Origin of the sequence: Mycolicibacterium aromaticivorans JS19b1 = JCM 16368, assembly GCF_000559085.1 — a bacterium.
Taxonomy (GTDB): domain Bacteria; phylum Actinomycetota; class Actinomycetes; order Mycobacteriales; family Mycobacteriaceae; genus Mycobacterium; species Mycobacterium aromaticivorans.
In genome coordinates, this window is the sequence record NZ_JALN02000001.1 from 4264884 (window position 1) to 4280182 (window position 15299).

The following is a 15299-nucleotide window of genomic DNA, read 5'->3' on the forward strand; positions in this document are numbered from 1 at the left end:
GATGGATCTCAGGAGACGATCGTGGGCATGGCGGCCCAACCGCGGACCGCGGCCGTCTCTGACTTGATTGCGTTCGGCCAGTCGACGTCCCACTCGGGAAAGCGCTTGAGAATCTCCTCGAGCGCGATGCGGCCCTCCATCCGGGCCAGCGCATTGCCCATGCAGAAGTGGGTCCCACCACCGAACGTCATGTGGGACTTCAGTTCCCGGTGGATGTCGAAGACCTCGCCGTCCGGTGCGAAGCGACGGTGGTCACGGTTGGCCGCACCGAGCAGCAACAGCATTGCCGAACCTTCCGGGACGGTCTGCCCGTAGTACTCGACGTCACGGGTGACGTAACGGGCCAGCTGCAGTGCCGGGGGCTCCCACCGGAGGATCTCCTCGATCGCCTGCGGGATCAGCGCCGGATTCTCGGCCAGCTCGCGGCGCTGATCGGGGTATTCAGCCAGGGTTTTTCCGGCCCAGCCGATCAGCCGGGTGGTGGTCTCGGAACCGGCGGTCGCGATGACCGTCAAGTACAGCAGCAGTTCCTCGCGATGCAACCGCCGAACAGTGCCGGTCTCGTCGGTGAACTCGGCATTGAGCAGGTCGGTCATGATGTCATCGGACGGATGATCGCGCCGGTAGTCGATGAACTCGGCGAACACCTCGCCGGTGGCCAGGAGATCGACTTCCTTCTTCTGCAGGGTCGCCTCCCCGTGATCGGTGATCGCGCGCTGCCGATCCTCCGGAATGCCGAGGAGCATGCCGATCACCCGCATCGGCATCTGCTCGCCGAGGTCGTTGACGAAGTCGAACCGGCCCGTACCGACCAGCGGATCCAGGCAGCGGGTGGTGAATTCGCGGATCTGCGGTTCCAGCGCGGCAACTTTGCGCGGCGTGAACACCCGCGACAGCAGATTTCGGTGGATGTTGTGGATCGGCGGATCCTCGAAAATCAAAGTCCCTGGCGGAATTTCCATGCCGGACTTGATGATTTCCAGCAAGGCGCCGCGCCCGGAGATGAAGGTCTCGTGGTCGATGACGGCCTTGTTGACGTCGTCGTAGCGGCTCAGCGCATAGAAGTCGAGATCCGGGTTGTAGTACAACGGCGCCTCTTCGCGTATCCGCGCAAAGACCGGAAACGGGTCGATGTTGAGGTCGACGTCATAGGGGTCGTAGTGAAGATCTCTGTCGGCACTGACTGTCACCGGAATGTCCTCCCATGGGCCTCGGTGAGAGCAACTGTTGCAGTTGCGTTGAAAAAGTGTCAATCCCATGTGCGGTTTGCGTCAGCTTTGCTGGCCAAGTGAGAGAACATCGTTCTCATCCCGCTCGCTTAGCGGGGCTGAGTGTTTGATCGGCCGGGGTGGCGACGGGTTCAATGGGGGAGTGACGCACCGACGCCCACACCTGACGGCCCGGCGGTGACTCTTGTTGCCGGCGTGGACTCGTCCACCCAGTCGTGCAAGGTCCTGATCTGTGATGCCGCCACTGGTGCGGTCGTGCGGTCGGCGACCACCCCGCATCCCCCGGGCACCGAGGTCGACCCCGAGCTCTGGTGGGATGCGCTCCAGCGCAGCATCGCCGACGCCGGTGGCATCGACGACGTGGCCGCGGTGTCGGTCGGTGGCCAGCAACACGGCCTGGTCTGCCTCGACCGGCGTGGCGCGGTGGTGCGGCCCGCCTTGCTGTGGAACGACACCCGCTCCGGTACGGCCGCCGCCGAACTGGTGACAGAACTGGGCGGAGCTGCCTGGTGGGCCGATCAGATCGGCGTCGTGCCGGTCGCTGCGATCACCGTCACCAAGCTTCGCTGGCTGGCCGACCACGAACCGGGCAACGCCGACTCGACCGCCGCGGTGTGTCTCCCACACGATTGGCTGACCTGGCGACTGCGCGGTACCACCGACATCGGTGAGTTGTGCACCGACCGCAGTGACGCCAGCGGCACCGGCTACTACTCGGCGGCGACCGGTGGGTATCGAGACGATGTGCTCACCACCGCCATGCGCGGCCGCCGGCCGGCACTGCCACGGGTCCTGGGTCCGCACGAGCCTGCTGGCCAGACCGCCACCGGCGCGGTGTTGGGGCCTGGCGCCGGGGACAACGCCGCCGCCGCATTGGGGCTCGGCGCCGGCGTCGGTGACTGCGTCGTCTCGTTGGGCACCTCCGGAGTGGTCAGCGCCGTGAGTGAAGCGCCGCCGCGTGACTCACACGGGCTGGTTGCCGGCTTCGCCGACGCGACGGGCCGGTATCTACCGCTGGTGTGCACTCTCAACGGCGCACCGGTGCTGGCCGCGGTCGCGGAAATGCTGGGGGTGACCCTCGAGGACTTCTCCCGCCTGGCGCTCAGTGCGCCTGCCGGTGCCGACGGCCTGATCTGGGTGCCCTACTTCGACGGCGAACGCTCACCGAATCTGCCCGCCGCCTCCGGTGCGCTGCACGGTGTGACCAGTCGTAATCTGTTGCCGGCCAACATTGCCCGAGCTGCCGTCGAAGGATTACTCGCCTCGATGCGATTCTGTCTGGACAAGATCGCCGAGCAGGGAGTCGGCACCGAACGGGTGATGATCGTCGGCGGCGGGGTGCGCTCCGAAGCGGTCCGGCGGATCGCGCCGGCCGTGCTGTCCATGGCGGTCGCGGTGCCTGAACCGGCCGAGTACGTCGCCCTCGGTGCCGCCCGTCAGGCGGCGTGGACGCTGAACGGCGGCGACTGCCCGGCGTGGTCGTCGGTCCGGTCCGTGGTCTATGAGGCCGAGCCGACTCCAACGGTGATGGAGCGCTATCAGGATGCCTGCCTGCTGACGCTGGGCCGCGATAGATAGCGCCGCACGGTGCGCCCTCGCACACCGGAGAGGATCTCGTAGTCGATCGTGCCCGCCGCGCGTGCCCAGTCCGCGGCCGTCTGCTCGCCGGTGATGCCCGACCCGAACAACACCGCCCGGTCACCCTCGGTCACGTCGGTTCTGTCAGCGCCGAGGTCGACGACGAACTGGTCCATACAGACTCGTCCCGCACTGGGGAATCGTCGCCCGTTGATCATGACCGCGAACCCGTCCGACAGCACCCGAGGGACACCATCCGCGTAGCCACAGGCCACCACCGCGATCGTGGTGTCGCGCGGCGCGATCCACGTGTGGTTGTACGAAACGCCCTGTCCTGCCGAGATCTTCTTGACGAGCGCGATCTCGGCCGTCAGCGTCATCGCCGGTTCGAGACCGAAATGGCCGAGCTGTGGAACGGGGGTGCGCCCGTAGATGGCGATTCCGGCGCGGACCAGATCGCGGGACAGGTCCGGGCGAGTCAGTGCGGCAGCCGAATTCGACACGTGCACCACCTGCGCGGGTGTGCCCGCCCGGCGCAGATCTGCCACGCAGTCATCCAGATGTGCCGCCTGCCGAGTATTCAGCGGGTGGTCCGGTTCATCGCCTCTGGCAAGGTGTGTCATCGCGGTCCGCATCACCACCGATCCGGATGCCGCAGATGTGGCGATTGCGTCGCACAGCTGCGGCCACTCCGGCAGCGCGGCGCCGCCGCGTCCGAGACCGGTGTCGACCTTCACCCCGATCGTCGCGGCGGCGCCCACGGATTCGGCTGCCGCCACCACCGCCGACAACTGATTGACCGAGGACACCACCACTTCCACGTCCGCGGCGATCGCGGCGGCGAAATCGGTTGTGGGCGTGTGGAGCCAGGCCACGATTGGGGCGGACACCCCACCGCGGCGCAGCGCCAGGGCCTCGTCGACCGTGGCAACCCCGATCTCGGCCGCACCGGCCGCCAGCGCCGCGCGCGCGACCTGGGTGGCGCCGTGTCCATAGCCGTCGGCTTTCACCACGGCCATCACACCGGACCGCGCACGGTCGCCCACCACGTGCACGTTGTTGGCGATCGCGCCCAGGTCGACGACGGCCTCGACGGCCGCCACGTCAGTAGTCGATGGCTTCGATGAGCGGCGACGGCTCGTCCATCAACGCCCAGAAGCGATCCCGGATCGCCACCGTGATTGGGCCTGGTCGGCCGTCGCCGAATGCCTCGCCGTCCAGTGAGACGATCGGCGTCACGCCGCCCGCGGTGGTCACCGCCATCAGCTCGTCGGCATCGTAGAGTTCGCGGCTGGTCACGTCGCACAAGGTCGCTTCGATGCCGATGGCGTCGGCGATCTCGAAGACCGTCTTGCGGGTGATCCCGGGCAGCGCGTTGCGCGACGGGGAGAACAGCTTGCCGTCCTTGACGATCACGACGTTGAAGCCCGGCCCCTCGGCCACACAGTTGTCGGCGTCCAACAGGATTGCGGTGCGCGCGCCGCGGTCCTTGGCCTCGAAGCTGGCCGCGGTCAGATCACCCCACTGGTAGTTCTTGATGGTCGGATCCACGGTGTTGCGGCCGGCTCGCCGGACGTGGCGCGGCACGATCGCGGTGGTGCCGAAGATCTGTTCCTCGGGCGGAAATGCCCAGAGGTAGGGGATCGCGTAGATGTAGACCTGATGGTTGAGTTTGGACAAGTCTTTCTCACCCTTGCGTTTTCCGTAGCCGCGGGTGACGGTCAGGTTGACGAACGACTCGCGCAGTCCCGACAGCGCGACGCAGCGCTTGGTGATGTCGGCCAGTTCCTCCTTGCTCATCCCCGGGTCGAGTCGCAGCTTGCGAGCGCCGTCGAGCAGCCGGTCCAGGTGATCGCCGAGCCGGAAGATGTTGCCATGCCAGACATGCGCGACGGTGTAGGTGAGATCGGAGTGGCCGAAGCCGGTGTCGAAAATGGAGATCCTGGCCTCCGAAGCCGGCACGTACTCTCCTTCGATCCAGGCGGCGCCGCCTGCGAATTCGGTGGAGTAGTCCAACTCGTAGTCACTGTATTGGATGACCGACCCGGGCGGGGTGTCCTCGCGGATGGCGCCGGGCTCGACGCTGACCAGATTGCTGGTGGCGAATTCGGTGTGAATTGTCATGTGCGTGATTCCTTTTCGGGGTTTAGTCGTTGACCAGGTGGGTGCGGGCGAAGTCTGATCCGGCCTCGCCGCGGCTGAGCCGACCACGCAGTCCGGTGCCCCACCACAGGGCGCCGACCGCGACGATGCCGAGGAACACCCAGCCATTACCGGCGAACTGTGGCAGGAATATCAGCGCCATCGCGACGGCGAGGAACACGACCAGCGCGGTGACGTAGACCGGTACGCGGAAGCGGCCCAGATCGAAGGTGCCCGGTTCGCCCTGCGGGATGGTGCCTTTGCGCACGCCGACCAGCAGGCCGATCGTCTGCAGGATGTAGACCGAGAAGAACAACAGTGAGGCGATACCGAGGATGTAGTTGAACGCCTTCTCGTTGACCAAAGCGGATAGCAGCAACACGGTGGACAGGCACCCGAGACCGATGACCGCATACGTGGGGGTCTTGCTCTTGGCCGAGACATGACGCCACAGGTGGGAGGCCGGCAGCATGTTGTCCCGCGCCATCGAGTAGGTCAGCCGGGTGGCCACCAGGATGTTGGACAGCAAGCAAGCCAGGATGTTGGTGAGCGCAACGGCGACAACGATTTTGGTGACGACCGGCCCGGCTTGCTGGTTGATGATCTCCTCGATCGGCGCGGCCGAATTGGCCTGCACGGCCGCTTCGTCCCGGATCGCCAGCACGTAGACGACGTACATCAGCAGTTCGATCACGATCGAGGTGACCAGTGCGTAGAACATGGTGCGCGGGACCACGTGGCGGGCGTTCTTGGTCTCTTCGGCGACGTCGGCGCCGGACTCCACGCCGATCAGGCCGAAGAACGGGCCGAGTGCGGCGGCCAGCCAGGCCACCGCGTAGGAGTCCTTGTCGCCGGATTCACCGCCGGTGAACAGTGCCGAGATGGGTTGGTGGTGGTCGGGGGCAGAGAACGCGATGATCGCCACCAACAGTGTCGCGCCGACGGTGACGATCAGCTCCAGGCTCACGCCGATGTTGTTGACCATGGTGGCGAAGCGCACGCCGTAGATGTTGATGAGCACGCAGAGGAACACCACGCCGATGGCGACGAGGATCTGCTCGCTCTGCGTCATGTTCCAGCCGAACAGGCCGCCGAGGTAGCCCGACAAGATGAATCCGACGCCGGTCATGCCACTGATCCAGCCGAGCAGGGCGACGAACCCGGTGAACCAGCCGAGGCTGGGGCCGTTGATCCGGCTGGTCCACTGGTAGGCGTAACCCGCCAGCGGAATCTTGGCTGTCAGGTCGGCCGCAATGAAGGCCCACAGCGAGAAGACGACTCCGGCCAGCAGCAGCGTCCACACGAACGGGCCGCCGGCGGTGAAATAGCCGGCGCCGAATCCGGTGAAGACCGCGGTCGTCGCACTGATGGTGGCGAATCCGATGGCGAACGAGGCAAGGGAGCCCACCGACCGGTCAAGTCGCTGCTGGTAGCCGAACTCGGCGAGCCGGGCGTCCTCGCTTTCGCCCGGACGGGCTGGGGGCGGTAACGGTGAATGAGTGGAGGGGGTCAGCGCATCGGTCATGGTCACTCCAGGTCAGGGCGGCTCATAGAACAACTGAAGCCAGGAAAACGCGCCGTGAACGGTTTCGGAAGTTCCACATTTCAATGGACTTATAAACGTGGATTATCAGCGGGTTCCTCGCCGAAGTTCCAGTGCTCCTGAACGTGCGAGACCAGCGCCGCTGCCTGCGGAGACAGTCGCGCAGGGTGCCACGCGAGTGCGGTGTAGCTGGGCGGGCGCCCGGTGATCGGCACGTAAACAATTCCGGGCCGGTCGTAGAAATGCGCCACCGAGGATGTCGTGAAGCTGATCCCGAGGCCCCGGGCGATCATCGTGGTCTCGGCTTCGTACGTCGCGGCGATGCCGGCGATGGACGGCGGCCGGTTGCCGCGCACGTCCATCGCCAGCCAGTAGTCGCGCCAGACGCCGGCGGTCATCGGGGCGCACACGATCGGTTCGTCGAGCAGGTCGGTGATGTCGACCTCGGGGCGGGTGGCCAGCCGGTGATCCCTGGGCAGGCACGCCACCCAGCTCTCGGCGTCCAGAAGAAGCATCCGGTGATCGGGCAGATCCACCGGCGGCCGGATCAGCGCGACCTCTGTGCTTCCGTCGCCGAGACCCGCGGTGGGGTCGGCGAAGTCGTACTCGCTGGGTTCGACGACCACGCCCGGGTGCGCCGCCTCGAAGTGCCGAACGATGCGGAACAACAGATCTGCTCCGGTGCCGATCAGATAGCCGAGTCGCAAGACGCCCTGCTGTGTTCCCGACATCGTCACCAGGTTGGCGACCACGGCGTCGACACCGCTGAGCGCCTGCTGCACCTGGGGGAGCCACGCCGCGCCCAAATCCGTCAACGCGACCTCGCGGGTGTTGCGGGTGAACAACGCGACACCGAAGTGGAGCTCGAGTTGCTTGATCGCCGTCGACAACGCCGGCTGGGTGATGAACAGCTTGTCGGCGGCGCGCCGATAGTTCAGCTCGGTGCCAAGGACCGCGAAGTACCGCAACTGGCGCAACGTGACATCGACTTTCGTGGTGCCCTCCTGGCTCGAGACTGACTGCGAGCTTCCAGTGTGCGTCGGTCTCGGCGAGATCGGCCTATTTAAATCACGCGCTTGACTTACCACGCGGACTGCGAGTTGACTGCGAACGCGCACCGGATCGGCGTGCGGACGAGAGGGATTGGGCCGTCATGGGCAACGAATTGGCAGGCAAGGTCGCGGTCGTGACCGGCGGTGCGGCGGGGCTCGGGGCCGCCATCGTCGAGCGATTTCTCGGTGAGGGCGCGATCGTCGTGTTCGGCGACATCGACGCCGAACAGGGGCAGGCGCTGGCCGCGCGGCACGGGGAGAAAGCGCTGTTTCTTCCGACCGACGTCGCCGTCACCGAGCAGCTCACCCGCCTCATCGATACTGCGGTCGAGAAGTTCGGTGGCCTCGACGTAATGGTGAACAACGCCGGCGTCTCCGGAAGGATGCACCGGAGTTTCCTGGACGACGGCCTCGAGGATTTCGAGCAGGTGATGGCCGTCAACGTCAAAGCCGTGATGGCGGGAACCCGGGATGCCGCACGGCACATGACGGAACGCGGCGGCTCGATCGTCAACCTGACGTCCATCGGCGGAATCCAGGCCGGCGGCGGTGTGATGACCTATCGGGCGTCCAAGGCCGCGGTCATCCACTTCACCAAGTGCGCCGCGATCGAACTCGCCAACCATGAGATCCGGGTGAACTGCCTTGCGCCCGGCCACATTCGGACGGCCATCGTGTCGAAGTCCGCGCACGGCATGGATCCCGAGCAGGTGGCGAAGTTCGAAGCGGGCATTCGCGCGACCATGCGCGCCGACCGGCCGCTGGAGCGGGAGGGAACCGCTGAGGACGTGGCCGAAGCGATCCTGTACTTCGCAGGCGACCGGTCGCCGTACGTCACCGGCACCGTTCTGCCGGTCGACGGCGGAACCGCGGCGGGCAAGCCGGTGCCGAAGAAGAAAAGGCCGGCGGATTCTTAAATCAATCGCTTGACTTAATCACGATCACGGCGTTGACTGGGCTGCGATGACCACCGCCACCACCCCTTCCGGGAGCACCCGCACCGATCGGGCGAGCCTGACCCGCGAAGCGATCCTCACCGCCGCCGAGCGGCTGTTTGCCGAGCACGGCGTCTTCGCGGTGTCCAACCGTCAGGTCAGTGAAGCGGCCGGGCAGGGCAACAATGCGGCCGTCGGCTACCACTTCGGCACCAAGACCGACCTGGTCCGCGCGATCGAGCACAAGCACGCCATACCGGTGGAACGGCTTCGCGAGCAACGGGTTGCGGCGATGGCCGACAGCACGGAGCTCCGGGACTGGGTGGAATGCCTGGTGCTACCGCTGACCGATCACCTGACGGAGCTGGGCAACCCCACCTGGTATGCCCGATTCGCCGCACAGGTGATGGCTGACCCGGCCTACCAGCAGACCGTCAGTCGCGACGCGCTCACGTTGCCCGCTCTGATCACGGTGCTCGAGGGCATCAATCGCTGCCTGCCGGACCTGCCGGCTCATGTCCGCGTCGAGCGCAAGATCATGGGCCGCAATCTGCTGATCCATACCTGTGCGGAATATGAACGTGCCCTCGCCGAGGGTTCAGCTCTGCCTCTGACCAATTGGCGCACAGCCGCTTCCGGACTGGTCGACGCGATCGTCGGACTGTGGCTGGCCCCCGTGACACGACAAGGTTAGTACCACGATGAAGGTCACCGTCGACCAGGACAAGTGTGTTTCCTCCGGCCAATGCGTGCTCAACGCGACCGAGGTCTTCGATCAGCGCGACTCCGACGGTGTCGTGGTGCTGCTCGAAACCAATCCGCCTGCCGACCAGGAAGACAACGCACGCCGGGCGGCCGCGGCCTGTCCCGCACAAGCCATCTACGTCGAGGAGTGAGGCATGTCGGACACATTGACGTCTGACCCGACCGAGGCGGCAACCGCCCCGGAGTATCCGATGGCACGTGAGGCGCGCTGCCCGTTCGCTCCGCCGCCTGGGCTGCTCACGATGAACGAGGCCAAGCCGCTGTCGCGGGTGCGGATCTGGGACGGGAGCACCCCGTGGCTGGTGACCGGCTACGAAGCCGCCCGAACGCTGTTCGCCGATTCTCGGATCAGCGTCGACGACCGCAACCCGGGCTTCCCGCATTGGAACGAACACATGAGTGCCACGGTCGACAAGAGGCCGCGCTCGGTGTTCACATCCGACGCCGAGGAGCACACCCGGTTCCGGCGAATGCTGTCCAAGCCGTTCACCTTCCGCCGGGTGGAGACGTTGCGCGAAGTCATCCAGCAGGTCACCGATGAATGTATCGACGACATCCTGGCCGGACCGCAGCCCGCCGATTTGGTCGCCAAGCTCGCCCTGCCGGTGCCGACCCGAGTCATCAGCGACATGCTCGGCGTGCCCTATGAGGACCACGAGTTCTTCCAGGAGCACGCCAACGCCGGCCTGGCCCGCTACGCCGCGGCCGACGCCATGCAGAAGGGCGCAATGAGTCTGCACCAGTACCTCATCAACCTGGTGCGCAAGAAGCAGGAAGAGCCCGCCGAGGACGCCATCTCCGACCTCGCCGAACGGGTCACAGCCGGCGAGATCGACGTCAAGGAAGCCGCGCAGCTGGGCACAGGATTGCTCATCGCCGGGCACGAGACCACGGCCAACATGATCGGGCTCGGCCTCCTCGCGCTGCTGGAGAACCCCGAACAGGCAGCGTTGCTTCGTGATTCGGACGATCCGAAGTTCATCGCGAATGCCGTCGAGGAATTGATGAGGTATCTGTCGATCATCCAGACCGGCCAGCGCCGGGTGGCCCTCGAGGACATCGAGATCGGGGGAGAGACGATCAAGGCCGGCGAGGGCGTGATCCTCGATCTGGCCCCGGCCAACTGGGATCCGGCCATGTACCCCGACCCGGGCACGCTGGACCTGACTCGTGATGCCAGTCAGCAGTTGGGATTCGGCTACGGCAGGCACCAATGTGTCGGCCAGCAGCTGGCCCGTGCCGAGATGCAGATCGTGTTCCCCACCGTTCTGCGCCGCATGCCAGACATGAAACTTGCGATCCCGTTCGACGAGGTGCCGTTCGCGGAAGACCACCTCGCCTACGGCGTCTACGAAGTCCCCGTTACCTGGTAGCCACCGAATACACGTTCCACAGCCCCGAATGGAGACCAGAATGACCAGCGCAAAAGCCACGCTGTATCCGCCGGAAGGTTTCGGTGCGCCGAAGAACCGCCACGGCAATTCCACCGGTGGGGTCGTGGGACTTCCGGCCGGTACCGAGATCTTCTCGGCTGACAACCACATCTCGGTTGCCGACGACATCTTCTACGATCGATTCCCCGAGGAACTCAAGGGTGCCGCCCCCCGGATCTGGTACGAGGACGGCGCGTACATGGTCGGCATGAAGGGCAAGGCCTGGACCGGGGGCGACTTCGGCCGGGTGCTGATGCAGTACGACGACCTCGCAGGCGCGGCGTCGAATAACATTGAGGCGCGTATCCGCGAGCTCAAAGAGGACGGCATCGACACCGAACTCGCCTTTCCGAACGCTGTACTCGCCCTATTTCATTACCCGGACAAGTCGTTGCGGGAGCGGGTGTTCCGGATCTACAACGAGCACATCGCAGATCTGCAGGAGTGCTCCAACGGCCACTTCTACGGCGTCGGGCTGATCAACTGGTGGGACCCGAAAGGCACGCGCAGCACCCTGGAGGAGCTGAAAGCGCTGGGGCTCAAGACGTTCCTGCTTCCGCTGAACCCCGGCAAGGATGACGACGGCAACATCTACGACTACGGCAGTACCGACATGGACGCCGTGTGGGACGAGATCGAAGCATCGGGCGTACCCGTCAGCCACCACATCGGCGAGACGCCGCCGAAGACTCCGTGCCAGAACAACAGCGTGGTGGTTGGCATGATGGTCAACGTCGACTCGTTTCGCGAGCAGTTCGCCAAGTACGTGTTCTCCGGAATCCTCGACCGGCATCCCAGCCTGAAGGTCGGCTGGTTCGAGGGGGGCATCGCCTGGGTGCCCACCGCGTTGCAGGACGCCGAGCACATGCTGGCTTCCTACCGACACATGTTCAATCACGAGCTGGAGCACCCGGTGCGCGACTACTGGTCCAAACACATGAGCGCGTCGTTCATGGTCGACCCGCTGGGGCTGCAATTGATCGATCAGATCGGCGTCGACAACGTGATGTGGTCGTCGGACTATCCGCACAACGAGAGCACGTTCGGCTACTCGGAGAAGTCGCTGGCATCGGTGGTGGAGACGGTGGGCCCCGAGGCCGCAGTGAAGCTAGTCAGCACCAACGTGCAGAAGTTCCTGGGGATCGCATGAGCGAGCTTGCGAGCGAATCATGGATGATGAGCGAGCTTGCGAGCGAATCATGGATCTGATGACGACATCGACCCAGTCTGGCGTCGTCCAGATCGCCCGGACCGGGTACGCGTCGCTGGACATTCCGCAGGAACCCGACTTCGACCGGATGCGCAGCGAAGTCGGCGCGCGGCTGCATGCCGCGATGGCCGATCAGGGCGTGGACGCACTGGTGCTACTGGGCAACGGCAACGTCATCTACGCGACCGGTATCAGCTGGCCGCTGGCGGACGCCGGGTTGTCGCATGTCGAACGGCCGGTGGCGGTGGTCCTGGCCGACGACGAGCACCCGCATCTGTTCCTGCCGTTCCGCGAGGGGGCGGCGATGGAGTCAGGCCTGCCCGATGACCATCTGCATGGGCCGATCTACCTCGAATTCGACGAAGGGGTAGGGGAATTCGCGAAGATCCTCGCCGGATTGGTCCCGGCGGGCGCGACGGTCGCGACCGATGAGTTGACCGGGGCGATGCGACGAGCGGGCGGGGCGCTGTTCCCCAGCGCGCCGGTGGACGCGGCCCCTGTGGTCGGTGCGGCGAAACTGGTCAAGACCGTCGACCAGATAGCTTGCGTCCGGCGTGCCTGCCAGATCACCGAACAGGCGGTCGCCGAGATTCACAAGTCTCTGGCGCCCGGTGCTCGCCAGATCGACCTGTCTGCCGAATTCGTCCGTCGCACTTTCGAACTCGGCGCGACCACGAACATGTTCGACTCGATCTGGCAGGTCATGCCCACATCGAAGGCGCAGGGAACCTGGACGACGACAGGCGATCTCGCCCTGCCGCTGTTGACGACCGAACGCGAACTGGCACAAGGCGACGTGTTGTGGACCGACGTGTCCATCTCCTACCACGGCTACTGCTCCGATCACGGACGCACCTGGATCGTCGGTCAGGAGCCGACCCGGGCACAGCAGCACCAGTTCGAGAGATGGAGCCGAATTGTCGACGGGGTGCTGGCGGTGACCAAGGCCGGCGCCACCTGTGGTGACCTCGGACGTGCGGCGATCGCCGCTGCCGGCGGGGAGAAGCCGTGGCTGCCGCATTTCTACCTCGGTCATGGGATCGGAACGAGTGCGGCCGAAATGCCAATGATCGGAACGGATCTCGGTCAGGATTGGGACGACAACTTTGTCTTTCCGGCCGGAATGTTGTTGGTGTTCGAGCCGGTGGTGTGGGAGGACGGCACTGGCGGCTACCGCGGCGAGGAGATCGTCGTGGTCACCGATGATGGCTGGATGCCGCTGACCGCCTATCCATACGACCCGTACGAGGTACCCAATGGGAACTGAGATCGAGGCTGATGCCCGGGCTCTGCGGCTCAGCCGTCGCGAGCGCGCACTGGCCCAGATGGAGGCCCACGACCTCGACGTGCTTGTGCTGGGTCGTCAGGCCAATGTCCGCTATATCTCCGGAGCCCCGCAGCTGTGGGTGGTCGGCACTCGCCCGTTCGGTCCGATCTGCGAATTCGTGCGCGCCACCGGCGAGATCCATCTCAACAGCACGTGGGATGAGGGTATCCCCGAGGAGATCCCGCACGAGAATCTGTATGGGTTCGCATGGAACCCGATGACATTGGTCGAGATACTGAAGAACATCAAGGGCGCCGACACCGCGCGTCGAGTCGGGACAGATGCCCTGACACCGACTTTCGCCAAACTGCTGCCGATGGCGTTCCCGAACGCGGAGCTGGTGGACGCCGAGCAGGCCATGCAGGCTGCCCGCCGCGTCAAGACTCCCGAGGAACTGCAGGTATTGCGGCACGCGCTGGCGATCGCCGAGGAGGGTCTGGCCACGGGTGCGGCGGCGCTCGGAGCGGGGACCACCACGAAGGCCATCACCGCTGTGGTGTTGGAGGCTGAGGCCGCCGGTGGAGTGAGCACCCCGGCCACCCAAGACGCCGCCTGGGTGACGTCGAAGGAGCATCCGTGGCGACGCGCCGAGGGCGGTGATGCGATCCGCGAGGGCGACCTGGTGGTGTTGTCGGCCGGGGTGCTGGCCGACGGATATGTCGCCGAGGTGGCCCGTACGCTCTATGTCGGCGATCCGACCGATGCCGTGCGCGCGCTCTACCGGCGCCGAGATGCCCTGTGGGACAGTTTGGTCGAGGCGTGCCGACCCGGCATGGCGACGAGCGCGTTGTTGGATGCCTACGCTCACGCCGGTGAGCGACTACCGGTCATGCCGGTGGCGCACGGCCTCGGCCTGGGCTTCGACCCGCCGGTCGTCTCGCCGCAGCTGCGGGCCACCGCCGAGGCTGAACTGTTGGAGGAAGGGATGGTGCTTGCCGTCGCCGCCCATGTCTGGCAGGAGTCGGTCGGCTCGGTGATCACGCGCGACGCTGTCTTGATCACCGCTGACGGGTGCGAGGTACTGACGTCTAGTCCGGCGTGGAGCGCCGCGGCGAGCGTCGCTACGAGCAATGGCTGAGACGAAACGCCCGTCGGCCGAGGAGATCATCCTCTACGACAAGGACCCGAAGACCAAGATCGCGACGATCACCTTCAACCGGCCCGAGTACCTCAATGCGCCGACCGCCGCGGCGCGCCTGCGGTATTCGGACCTGCTGTACCAGGCCGGAGTGGACGACCAGGTCAAGGTCGTCGTCATCCGGGGCGTGGGGGAGGATCTCGGCAGCGGTGCCGACCTCCCCGAGTTCATGGAGTTGCAGAACGACGAGGACACCGGCCCCCGGCTCGGGGAGTTCCGGATCCCGCCCGGCACGGTCGAATACCCGCCGCAGGGAACATATCGCCGCGGCGCCTCGGTCGGCGCCTGGTACGCCAGCCCGCAGTCGGGTATCCGCACACTGCAGGACTTCAAGAAGATCTCGATCCTCGAAGTCAAGGGATATTGCTACGGCTGGCACTTCTACCAGGCCGCCGATGCTGACCTGGTGATCTCCAGCGACGACGCATTGTTCGGCCATCCGTCGTTCCGCTACTACGGCTGGGGCCCGCGGATGTGGTGGTGGACCCAGATGATGGGCATCCGCAAGTTCCAGGAGATGGTGTACACCGGCCGGCCGTTCACCGCCGCCGAGATGTACGAGTGCAACTTCCTCAACAGCGTGGTGTCGCGGGACGAACTCGAAGACGAGGTCAGTCGGTATGCATTGGCCTGCGCGCGAAACCGGCCCACCGACACCGTTTTTCAGCAGAAGATGTTCTTCGAGGTGTTCAAGCAGTTCCAGGGCGAGTACCTGGGCAGCCTGCTCGGCAGTACGTTCGAGTCGCTCGGTGGCGCGGCCGCACGCGACGAGGACGAGTTCGACATGCACGCCGGACTCGACTCGGGGCTCGCGGGCGCGGTGAAGGACAACGACAGCAAGTTCCCACCGGAGTGGCGCCTGTCGAAGTCCGGACGTGCGAAAGTCAAGGCCCAGAAGACCAAGGCAGAGAAGACCGCGACCAAGAAGACGAAGAAGAAGAAGTAGC

14 protein-coding genes are annotated in these 15299 nt (G+C 65.5%); 9 read left to right on the forward strand and 5 right to left on the reverse strand.

The features are described 5' to 3' along the window. Positions 1–8: 8 nt before the first annotated feature. On the reverse strand, positions 9–1190 hold the full coding sequence (locus Y900_RS20390) for a cytochrome P450 (RefSeq protein ID WP_192827532.1): 1182 nt from the start codon (positions 1188–1190) through the stop codon (positions 9–11). Between the two features lie 216 nt (positions 1191–1406). Here Y900_RS20390 and Y900_RS20395 point away from each other — a divergent pair, with 216 nt between their 5' ends. Continuing rightward, complete coding sequence (locus Y900_RS20395) at positions 1407–2807, forward strand: xylulokinase (RefSeq protein ID WP_036344181.1); 1401 nt, start codon at positions 1407–1409, stop codon at positions 2805–2807. On the opposite strand, the gene alr is transcribed toward Y900_RS20395, so the two are convergent. The 4 genes from alr to Y900_RS20415 all read right to left on the reverse strand — a co-directional run bounded on the left by alr (position 2768) and on the right by Y900_RS20415 (position 7469). Continuing rightward, entirely contained in the window at positions 2768–3910 is a 1143-nt protein-coding gene (gene alr / locus Y900_RS20400) for an alanine racemase (RefSeq protein WP_036344182.1), read from the reverse strand. The genes Y900_RS20395 and alr overlap by 40 nt on opposite strands. A 1-nt stretch (position 3911) precedes the next feature. Next, the gene (locus Y900_RS20405) at positions 3912–4931 is read right to left on the reverse strand and encodes an aminotransferase class IV (RefSeq protein ID WP_051660175.1); all 1020 of its coding nucleotides are present in this window, start codon (positions 4929–4931) and stop codon (positions 3912–3914) included. Between the two features lie 22 nt (positions 4932–4953). Beyond that, a complete protein-coding gene (locus Y900_RS20410; protein WP_036344183.1) occupies positions 4954–6474 on the reverse strand; it encodes an APC family permease in 1521 nt (506 codons plus the stop codon). A gap of 89 nt (positions 6475–6563) precedes the next feature. Further along, positions 6564–7469: a LysR family transcriptional regulator gene (locus Y900_RS20415; RefSeq protein ID WP_036344184.1), complete on the reverse strand. Its 906-nt coding sequence runs from the start codon at positions 7467–7469 to the stop codon at positions 6564–6566. 176 nt (positions 7470–7645) lie between these two features. Here Y900_RS20415 and Y900_RS20420 point away from each other — a divergent pair, with 176 nt between their 5' ends. From Y900_RS20420 to Y900_RS20455, 8 genes are read left to right on the forward strand one after another with little or no spacing between them, the layout of a single operon-like run. After that, positions 7646–8461 carry an SDR family NAD(P)-dependent oxidoreductase gene (locus tag Y900_RS20420; protein WP_036344185.1) on the forward strand — a complete coding sequence of 272 codons (816 nt, stop codon included), beginning with the start codon at positions 7646–7648 and terminating at the stop codon, positions 8459–8461. 46 nt (positions 8462–8507) lie between these two features. Next, complete coding sequence (locus Y900_RS20425) at positions 8508–9173, forward strand: TetR/AcrR family transcriptional regulator (protein WP_036344187.1); 666 nt, start codon at positions 8508–8510, stop codon at positions 9171–9173. Positions 9174–9180: 7 nt separating this feature from the next. Then, positions 9181–9375: a ferredoxin gene (locus tag Y900_RS20430; RefSeq protein ID WP_036344189.1), complete on the forward strand. Its 195-nt coding sequence runs from the start codon at positions 9181–9183 to the stop codon at positions 9373–9375. A gap of 3 nt (positions 9376–9378) precedes the next feature. After that, entirely contained in the window at positions 9379–10617 is a 1239-nt protein-coding gene (locus Y900_RS20435; RefSeq protein ID WP_036344191.1) for a cytochrome P450, read from the forward strand. 40 nt (positions 10618–10657) lie between these two features. Beyond that, on the forward strand, positions 10658–11827 hold the full coding sequence (locus Y900_RS20440) for an amidohydrolase family protein (RefSeq protein WP_109751243.1): 1170 nt from the start codon (positions 10658–10660) through the stop codon (positions 11825–11827). A gap of 58 nt (positions 11828–11885) precedes the next feature. Then, positions 11886–13154, forward strand: coding sequence for a M24 family metallopeptidase (locus Y900_RS20445; RefSeq protein ID WP_036347361.1), 1269 nt, complete (start codon positions 11886–11888; stop codon positions 13152–13154). Then, positions 13144–14292 (forward strand): M24 family metallopeptidase, encoded by a 1149-nt coding sequence (locus Y900_RS20450; protein WP_036344193.1) that lies wholly within the window; start codon positions 13144–13146, stop codon positions 14290–14292. The genes Y900_RS20445 and Y900_RS20450 overlap by 11 nt, the downstream gene beginning before the upstream one ends. Further along, positions 14285–15298 (forward strand): enoyl-CoA hydratase/isomerase family protein, encoded by a 1014-nt coding sequence (locus tag Y900_RS20455; RefSeq protein ID WP_036344194.1) that lies wholly within the window; start codon positions 14285–14287, stop codon positions 15296–15298. Before Y900_RS20450 ends, Y900_RS20455 begins: the two co-directional genes overlap by 8 nt. Position 15299 lies beyond the last annotated feature (1 nt).

What these genes read in the sequence shown, in the direction of transcription:
- Y900_RS20405 (WP_051660175.1), bottom strand. Translation starts at nt 4,931, where the DNA reads ATGACAATTCACACCGAATTCGCCACCAGCAATCTGGTCAGCGTCGAG.
- Y900_RS20410 (WP_036344183.1), bottom strand. Translation starts at nt 6,474, where the DNA reads ATGACCGATGCGCTGACCCCCTCCACTCATTCACCGTTACCGCCCCCA.
- Y900_RS20420 (WP_036344185.1), top strand. Translation starts at nt 7,646, where the DNA reads ATGGGCAACGAATTGGCAGGCAAGGTCGCGGTCGTGACCGGCGGTGCG.
- Y900_RS20425 (WP_036344187.1), top strand. Translation starts at nt 8,508, where the DNA reads ATGACCACCGCCACCACCCCTTCCGGGAGCACCCGCACCGATCGGGCG.
- Y900_RS20430 (WP_036344189.1), top strand. Translation starts at nt 9,181, where the DNA reads ATGAAGGTCACCGTCGACCAGGACAAGTGTGTTTCCTCCGGCCAATGC.
- Y900_RS20435 (WP_036344191.1), top strand. Translation starts at nt 9,379, where the DNA reads ATGTCGGACACATTGACGTCTGACCCGACCGAGGCGGCAACCGCCCCG.
- Y900_RS20440 (WP_109751243.1), top strand. Translation starts at nt 10,658, where the DNA reads ATGACCAGCGCAAAAGCCACGCTGTATCCGCCGGAAGGTTTCGGTGCG.
- Y900_RS20445 (WP_036347361.1), top strand. Translation starts at nt 11,886, where the DNA reads ATGACGACATCGACCCAGTCTGGCGTCGTCCAGATCGCCCGGACCGGG.
- Y900_RS20450 (WP_036344193.1), top strand. Translation starts at nt 13,144, where the DNA reads ATGGGAACTGAGATCGAGGCTGATGCCCGGGCTCTGCGGCTCAGCCGT.
- Y900_RS20455 (WP_036344194.1), top strand. Translation starts at nt 14,285, where the DNA reads ATGGCTGAGACGAAACGCCCGTCGGCCGAGGAGATCATCCTCTACGAC.